At 37.0% G+C, this 2,723-nt stretch carries 2 protein-coding genes and 2 pseudogenes; 1 reads left to right on the forward strand and 3 read right to left on the reverse strand.

Features of this window, described 5'->3' with window-relative positions; genetic code table 11:
* Positions 1-499 precede the first annotated feature (499 nt).
* Positions 500-749: pseudogene (locus tag K1J10_RS10355) on the forward strand (hypothetical protein); the annotation flags it as partial.
* Here the strand turns inward: K1J10_RS10355 and K1J10_RS10360 are convergent.
* The 3 genes and pseudogenes from K1J10_RS10360 to K1J10_RS10370 all read right to left on the reverse strand — a co-directional run.
* Positions 746-967 (reverse strand): annotated as a pseudogene (locus tag K1J10_RS10360) (anthranilate synthase component I); the annotation flags it as partial. The pseudogenes K1J10_RS10355 and K1J10_RS10360 overlap by 4 nt on opposite strands.
* 515 nt (positions 968-1,482) lie before the next feature.
* Positions 1,483-1,845: a DUF1304 domain-containing protein gene (locus tag K1J10_RS10365; RefSeq protein ID WP_223357296.1), complete on the reverse strand. Its 363-nt coding sequence runs from the start codon at positions 1,843-1,845 to the stop codon at positions 1,483-1,485.
* 12 nt (positions 1,846-1,857) lie between these two features.
* Entirely contained in the window at positions 1,858-2,283 is a 426-nt protein-coding gene (locus K1J10_RS10370; protein WP_061564614.1) for a MarR family winged helix-turn-helix transcriptional regulator, read from the reverse strand.
* Positions 2,284-2,723 lie beyond the last annotated feature (440 nt).

Below are 2,723 nucleotides of genomic sequence, written 5' to 3' on the forward strand. Positions count from 1 at the left end.
ATGCTGTTTTTCGCAATTCTAGTATATCAGATGAACGTGTCTTTTGTGTTGCACTTCATTTTACAACAGGGCATTTTGAAACTTAACATACATTAAATCGTCTGACAATTGTCTGTTTCCATTTCCAAAGCGCTATTTCTTTTCTTTTGTTTAATTGATCAAATAAATATTTGTAATATTTGTAATATTTTTATTATTCCTTTTTCTCGAGAATGTAATTTTTTTATATTTTCCCCTCTTGGGGTTTCAAATCCGTTTTTATAACACTAAATGTTTGTTTATATTTCTATTTTTGTAGCTTTTTAGTCAACAAAAGGCAATTTTTTGAAAAAAATTGTAGGGATTTCTCACTTTTTAACATTCTTGCACTTTCGTCTTTTTTTGTTATCGTTCTGTTATTTGCTTGGAGAAAGGCGTGTTAGTTCCCCTTCTGACGAGGAATTGCCTCAACTGAGTGAGAATTTGAGATCGTTCTCACCAAGGGACACCCACTAAATAAGGTAATCCCTGTGTTAGAAAAATCTTGTTCAAGTGCATTAGCTAGCCCTACCAATCCTTGCCCTATCGCTTACTTCTACGAGAAACGAAAAAGGCAATCACCAATAGCTTCAACTAAGCCACAAGCGATTGCCTCTATACGTCGTCTCATTTGGACAGTGTATTGCCTCATTATGCATAACAAACTTTACGATTATGCTTCAACTCAAAATCGAAATAGCTATCTACGCCTTATTATTGTAACACCTTGATTCAAAAGGTCCAAAGGATCCTCTTCAACAATTTGATCATTGTAATAGAGGACGCCATGTTCAAACTTGACTTCACTGACCGGCCGATAGTCTACAATTGAAAAATGTGCATTCTCTTTTTCACGAGGGATCGACTCCAAGATCATTTTATGGGGCGCATCCAAACGCATATAAGCCAAAATTGGACTCAACACATCAGCAGATAAAACTTTTTTCATATCAGAAACCTCTCTTCTAGAACTCTTATATTCTAATGAATTCAACCGCACCCTGCTTCGCTTGCTAAGGCGATCAAGGTTATCCCACACTCTATTTTCTCTTTGGGATCTATGTGCCTAAACTCGCTCCGCTTGCTAAGGCACATAGAAAAGCCCTCACACAAAAAACTGTGTGAGGGCGTGTTGTCCGCGGTGTCACCTCTTTTATAGGGAAAAATAGCTGGTCTTTCCCCTACATCTCTATCTCCTCTATCAAGGAGTTGCACGGTAAGGGGTGCCAACCGAATTCACATGGGTTAGAATTCATTGATCATAACAGTCCAATTTTCATCAGTCGCTATTGCTTGTTCATAATTCCCACAAGCTCCCTGAAAATAGCTGACTCATTACTTTTCTGTTGCTAGCATTATAACCCTTTTTCTTAGAAAATCAATAAAATTTTTAGTCTTTTTTTATACTTTTTTCTACACTAATTTAATAAAATCAGCTCAAAGAACCTTAGCGGCACGTCCTTTTTATCCTAAAAATAGGATACTCAACAAAGCCAAAATTGCAGGGCCACCTTGGGTCAAGATGATTTTTTTATTAGAAGTTACAGCCCCATAAGCTGCTGCACCAATAATAAAGAGCAGAAAGATCGTGACAATTTCACTATTTCTAGCTATAAAGAGGCCGTAAAGGAGGAAGACACCAATCAGAGCATTATAAATGCCTTGGTTTTTGAAGAGAGCCGTCACAGATGGACGATGCAATTCTTCCTGATCCATATTAAAGACACGACTAGTCGATGCCGAGTGAGTTGCTAAACTCTCAAGATAAAAAATATAGAAATGCTCAAAAGCAACAAGGCTTGCTAAAACAATGGTTAAGACAGACATATTATTCTCCTTTTAAAATGTAATTTGCTCAAGGCCAGACACCAACTTTTCGAGTAGGTGACTCAACTGATTCCGCTCTTTTTCAGAAAGAATCTGATCCATCTGGCCTTTTACCTGTAGATGATGTGCTGGAGGATGGACCAACAACCGATCTCTGGCAAGCTCCGTAAGTTCCACCACAATCTCCCGTTGATTTTCTGGATTGCGAGTACGAGTAACATAGCCACTAGCTTCTAAGACTTTGAAGTGGCGGGTTAAGGCTGCAGGGTCAATTGCTAGTTTCTCCTGAAGGGCCGCTTGGCTACAAGGCGCTTCTGCTACTAACAACTGAAGCATCTGATAACGAGTCAGACTAATGCCCAATTGTTTTTCAAATAATTGGGTTGAAGACTGATCAGCTAGCTTCAACTGATAAAGCAAGTCATGCATTTCTGACATTCCTTCTCTCCGATCTTTTTATTGACTTATCAATAATTGATTTATCAAGTATATCATTTAAAAAAAGTCGAAGCAATAAATTTGCTCACCTCAAACGAAATGATTTCCTCCTAAGAAAAGCAAAGTAAAAGACCACCGGATTTGGTGGCCTTTTAGGGAGATTATTATGAAAAAGAAAAGTTTTAGGATTTCATAAACAAAGTTAGGAGGTCTTTGTTTATGGTTTTATTATATCGGATTTATCTTAAAGATTTCTTAAGGAATTATTTCATTTTCAAAACAAATTGTTTACGGATTCTTTTCATAGCGCCATTCCAGCAACAAAGAAGCCTTGCTTTGTTAAATAAGTTAACTTTTTTCTTCTGATAAATTGTAAAATATAGTGCAACAAAAAAACTCATAGCGTTTCATTGGGGTAAACTGTAAGTATTCACACAAAC

Source organism: Streptococcus australis (genome assembly GCF_019930045.1).
GTDB classification, from domain to species: Bacteria; Bacillota; Bacilli; order Lactobacillales; family Streptococcaceae; genus Streptococcus; species Streptococcus australis_D.